Here is a 5,183-nt window from a genome sequence, read left to right on the forward strand (position 1 = left end):
GGATGAGCGAAGCAGGGCAGTCGACGCTGGAGATGACGGCGGCGCTGGTCGTTCTGATGATCCTGCTTGTGGGCGCCGCGAGGATATTTGTGTGGCTCAACGAACGCATGGCCTGGAGGCAAACGGAATACGAAAATACACGCGTGACTGCTGGGAGCACCGCGTTTACCAGTTATGTGGATCTAAACAATGCGGAACACACAAGGGGGGTTGAGATCAATGAGTCGTCTAATCCGCCGCTTAACATCTTTAAATAACCTGGCGCCTCTGGGGAACAAACGGGGGCAGATCGCCACCTTGTTGATCCTGGCGACTGTGGTTCTGCTCATGTTTGCCATGGTGACGCTGAATCTCGGGAACGTGGCCATTAATTCCACGGGCGTCTCAAACGCCGCTGATTCGGGCGGCCTCTATCTGGCGTCCCAGCTGGCCACGAAGTCGCGTCAGCTTTATGAATCTCTCGGAAATACGACGGAAAAATGCCAGAAGACCGGCTGGGCGAGTTTCGTTCTGGCGATCGTTATCGCCATTATCGCCATCGTCGCGGTTGTGATCACGTGCGGCGCGGCTGCCCCGGGTCTTACCGGCCTTGCAGCGGTTGCCTCGCAGGTGGCAAGTGTCGGCACGACGACGTTGGTGGCCGCAGGAGCCATCGGCGGCGCTGTCGGGGGCGCCATTGGAGGCGCCATTGCCGGAACAGGAGTTTTGCAGGGGGCGTTGACAGGCGCGGCTGTGGGCGCGGCCCTCGGGTTTGCCGCGGCCGGCGCCGCAGGGGCTTTAGGCGGGGCAACATCGAGTTCGGGCCTTGGCGCGACGGCTACTAGCGGAAGCGTTGCAGGAGAGGGCGGTGCTGTGATGACAGGCCAGGGTATTGCGACAGCGTCCGGGACCATGGCTTTTGAAGCAGGGGCGGCCCTGCCGGCAGGTTCTCAGCTTTTGGCCGGCTCCATTCTTATTCCTTCTACCGCCGGCCTGGGCACTTTGGCCTTGGGCGCGCTTTCCCTTGCCGCAGCCGGATATAACCAATCGGTACAACAGAGCATGCCGGGGGCCGTGGCTGAACAATTCACGAAAATGCTCAACAAGATGTCCGAGCCGAACAGGATCCGCGAGTCTGTCTTTATGCAGGCCCTCGAGCTGGTTGTGGACGACCCGACCAAGTCTTATGATTCGCCGGATTCCAACCTGAACGGCGACACGCTGGAATACGTGCCTGATTTCCAGATATGGCTTTTCAACAGATTCAGGATCATCAACAGCGTGACCGATTTGATCGATCCGGAACCCGTTGTTTACGATTTCCTTAATAACTATGCCTGGCAGTTCGAAAATGTCTGCAAGCTGGCCAACGAAGGCGGAATTTATTGGCAGTATGTGACGGGCACGGTCTACGCCGAGGATGTGCCGGGTCCCCTGGAACGCGCGGATTACAAATGGGTCTTGACCCCAGATCCGACGCCGGAAGACCCGGGCAACATGAAATATGTCGCCGCGGCGGGCCGCGACGGGCATGTGGTCGAGCTCTTGCGCGCCTTGCGCAATGCCGGCTACAGCGTACCCTTCTGGAATCCGGGTCCCGACCCCGCGGCCATGAATGAATGGGGCAATCAGTGCAACGGCGACGTCTGCATCGACCCGCCGATCTCCCTGGGATATGACGAACTCGACGACATGGCCGATAACCTGATGGAGATGGGCGATTTCATCGGGGCCCTGAGGTCGATGCCGCAGAACGATACGATCGAAGCCTGGAGGGGATGGGCCTTTTTCTTCTATGACGAATATGATACCACTAATCCGGCGACATATCTGATGAGAAGTGCGAAATATGAAGAGGAATTGGGGCAATGGATCACGGCGATCGAGAGCATCAGGACGACCCTGCCGGCCTGCCTTTTCGGAGGTCCGTCGGGAGATACGGTCCTGAATCCTCCCTGTCAGTTCGGCGCCGGCGGCAGCGTCGATAGCGACATCGATGACGAATTCTATAATGCTTTTTATGACCTGGGCGGCATGCAGTATGAGATGAACTCGTTCCACGGCGCCATCCAGGGATTTTTCAGCGCCCTCTTCCCTGATGTCGAAGAGGAAGCGTATGACCAGACCTGTGTTCCTCCGGACGAGCTGAATCCCGCGGGAAAACCCTGCGGCGGCAAAAATCCGGTGCGGTATGAATGGAAGGATTCGCGCGGCGACCACGAGGTAACGGTCAAGGCGGTGTTCAATGTGCCGCGACTCAGGACTTACAAGACAGGCAACTGGTTCAGCGGCAAGGTCTGCGTGCAGCTGCTTTACGGCGCCGAGAATACGCAGGTGATCGTATCGCGCTGGGACAGCTCGAAAGGCATGGGGGCGCTCGGGACATGGAACCCGTTCGGCGGCCGCGTGACAAAGGCCGCGCGCGCTTATTATAGCTACAACAAAGAAGTGAGATTGGTGAATTAATCCAACACGAGGTGCTGTTTATGATAAGGACTGCGGCGAAGCTAATGATAATGGGGGTGGCGGCCATCCTGGTGCTGACCGGATGCGCCAGGCAGGATGATGTGACTTTTGCGCGCCAGGTCGTCACGGACATGACGAGAGGGCGTTATGCCGTGCGCAAGCTGATCGATTGGCCGAACTTTGTGGCTTTTGAAAAAAGCGTCGGCAGTGAATACAATGCGCTGCCGAATGCCGAAGAGAAACAGAACTATGAACGGTCGTTCATCGACAGCTTCAAAAAGGGGTTCCGGGAGCAGAAGGGGAGCATGAAGGCGTTCACCGGCTGGAGGCTGTTCAGCCGCAAAGACCCGGACCTCAGGATCGTGGCTGCAGACCTGGCCGGCGGCAAAATCATCTTTTTTGTTGCCGTCAAGTCCGAACGGGGCAAGCGCAAGATCGTAGAATTGAAACTGATGCAAGTGCTGGATGCGGAGAAGTTCAAGGCCTATGAAGAGGAGATGAAGAAATGAGCGGGGTCTTCGCGATTTTTAACGACAGAAGGAACAGGGCCGGGATGGGGATCCTGGAGTACGCCCTGTTGATCTCGGCCCTGCTGGCCGCCCTTTTGTCGTTGCAGGTGTATCTGAGGCGGGCGATCTCGTATAAATGGCGCGATGCGGCGGATTCTCTCGGGTTGGGCCGTCAGTATGAAACGGACGGCAGCAAGGCCACAGCCGTTGTGAGGTATTAATTATGATCATGAAAGGGTTGATCTTCATAGCGCTGTTTGCGTCGGTGACGCTCCTGGGATATCAACTCGTCCCCGTGGCCTGGGACAAGTTTTATACTTGGCGCGTTCACGGTGTCGAGGTGCAGAGGGTGCGTCTCAAAGAGATGTTCCTGGACATGGACCCGCAGAAGCTCTTTTTGCTCAATGTGATTTCGCCGACGATCTTCTGCGTCGTCGGCCTGGCGGTTTTTAAGAGCCTCACGGGTGCCCTCATCGGCTTGGCGGTCGGTTTTGCGATACCGGCGTTGATCGTCAAGAACCTGATCTTTGCCAGAAAGACCAGGTTTGCCGTCCAGATCACCGACGGCTTGATGATCCTCTCGAGCTGCTTGAAGGGCGGCTTGAGCCTGTTGCAGTCCATCGAAGCGCTCGTGGAGGAACTTCCGGCCCCCATCAGCCAGGAGTTCGGGCTGATCTTGAGAGAGAACAAGATGGGTATTCCGCTGGAAGAGTCTTTTGAGAATTTAAATAAGAGGATGCCGTCCGAAGAGTTGAACCTGTTGACGACGGCGATCCTGGTTGCGCGCGAGACCGGCGGCGACATCACGCTTTTGTTCGGCCGCCTGATCGACACGATCCGCGCGAAGTCCAAGCTGGGCGAGAACATCAGGACCTTGAGCATGCAGGGAAAGATCCAGGGCATCGTCATGTCGATGCTGCCGATCGCGTTTGCGATCCTGGTCGTCTCGTTCAACCCGAATTATTTCGACATCATGCTGTCGAGCCCCGTGGGCCGGGGCCTGATGGTGTATGCGGTGATTTCCGAGTGCGTCGGGATGTACATGATCCGGATATTTTCCCGGATCAACTTTTAGAGGTCGCCATGGTTGTTTATTTATCACAAATATTCTTGTTCGCGGGGATCTTCCTGATCTTCATGAATTTCTTTTTGTGGTTCTTTGCGGCCCATGAGCTCAGGAAGGTCATCAAGAGACGTTTGCGTTACGAGGTCAACCCGACCGACAGGAAGTCCATTTTTGTGCGGGTCTTTGACTTGTTCGCGCCGCTGAACTACTTTGTCGTGCGCCGGCTGGTCAAGCGCGAGAACCTGGAAAACAAACTTTTCGGCGCGCGCGTGGGCATGACGCCCGAGCAGTTCTTCGGCGCCAAGGAATTTATGGCGATCTTCGCGTTGTTGCTGGCGATCGGGTTTTTGCCGGCCGAAGACGTCGTCAAGGTCGTGGTCGCCGGCATCGCTGGCTTCTTCCTGCCGGATCTGTGGCTGGACATGAAGCTCAAACAGCGCCGCTCCGCCGTCGTGCGCACGTTGCCGGATACGGTGGACCTCTTGAGTTTGTGCGTGGACGCCGGACTCGATTTTATCGCGGCCTCGCGCTGGATCGTTGAAAAGTCAAGGTCGACCGCGTTCATCGAAGAATTGTCGCTCATGCTTCACGAGATCAAAGTCGGCAAGCCGCGCCGCGAAGCGCTCAAAGACCTGTCGCGCCGGATCAATGCGCCGGACGTCACGGCGTTCGCGCGCACGCTGATCCAGGCCGATAGGATGGGCACGCCGATTGCCGAAGCCTTGGCGATCCTCTCCGAGGACGTGCGCGAGAGGTTTTTCAGGCGCGCCGAACGCACGGCCCTGCAGGCGCCGATGAAGATGCTGATCCCGCTGATCTTCTTCATCCTGCCTGTGGTCGGCGTGATCGTGGGCGGGCCTATTGCGATTCAGTTCATGAACGGAAGCCTCCTGGGAGGCATGGGTGCGGGGGTCAAATAATATGTTGAACCGCCATGAGATCCTGAAGACCGGTTGGCAGGCGCTGAGAAACGGAAGGCTCGGCATCGCCGACTTTTGCCTTGTGGTCCTTGGGATCGAGGCGGGATTAAAAAAATTGATTGAACCGTGTTCTGTGGCGGGACACGATTCGATACCGAGCCGGATCCGCACGGCAGATACACGCGGAAATCTTCGAGGAAAGGAGGACGTAGGTTTAGGCGACCTAAAAACCGAACGTAATAT

The 5,183-nt window shown here is 57.2% G+C and carries 6 protein-coding genes; all 6 read left to right on the forward strand.

Going from position 1 to position 5,183, the window contains the following annotated elements; all coding sequences use genetic code 11:
- Positions 1 to 2: 2 nt before the first annotated feature.
- The 6 genes from BU251_RS00125 to BU251_RS00150 are packed head-to-tail and all read left to right on the forward strand — an operon-like array spanning position 3 to position 4,940.
- Positions 3 to 257, forward strand: coding sequence for a hypothetical protein (locus BU251_RS00125; RefSeq protein WP_128698893.1), 255 nt, complete (start codon positions 3 to 5; stop codon positions 255 to 257).
- Positions 220 to 2,445: a hypothetical protein gene (locus tag BU251_RS00130; protein WP_128698894.1), complete on the forward strand. Its 2,226-nt coding sequence runs from the start codon at positions 220 to 222 to the stop codon at positions 2,443 to 2,445. The genes BU251_RS00125 and BU251_RS00130 overlap by 38 nt, the downstream gene beginning before the upstream one ends.
- A gap of 44 nt (positions 2,446 to 2,489) precedes the next feature.
- Positions 2,490 to 2,954 (forward strand): hypothetical protein, encoded by a 465-nt coding sequence (locus BU251_RS00135; RefSeq protein ID WP_128698895.1) that lies wholly within the window; start codon positions 2,490 to 2,492, stop codon positions 2,952 to 2,954.
- Entirely contained in the window at positions 2,951 to 3,175 is a 225-nt protein-coding gene (locus BU251_RS00140; RefSeq protein ID WP_128698896.1) for a hypothetical protein, read from the forward strand. Before BU251_RS00135 ends, BU251_RS00140 begins: the two co-directional genes overlap by 4 nt.
- An 8-nt stretch (positions 3,176 to 3,183) precedes the next feature.
- Entirely contained in the window at positions 3,184 to 4,029 is an 846-nt protein-coding gene (locus BU251_RS00145) for a type II secretion system F family protein (RefSeq protein WP_164908783.1), read from the forward strand.
- Between the two features lie 8 nt (positions 4,030 to 4,037).
- Positions 4,038 to 4,940: a type II secretion system F family protein gene (locus tag BU251_RS00150; RefSeq protein WP_128698898.1), complete on the forward strand. Its 903-nt coding sequence runs from the start codon at positions 4,038 to 4,040 to the stop codon at positions 4,938 to 4,940.
- The last annotated feature ends 243 nt before the right edge of the window (positions 4,941 to 5,183 follow it).

It is taken from the genome of Candidatus Velamenicoccus archaeovorus (assembly GCF_004102945.1).
GTDB classification, from domain to species: Bacteria; Omnitrophota; Gorgyraeia; order Velamenicoccales; family Velamenicoccaceae; genus Velamenicoccus; species Velamenicoccus archaeovorus.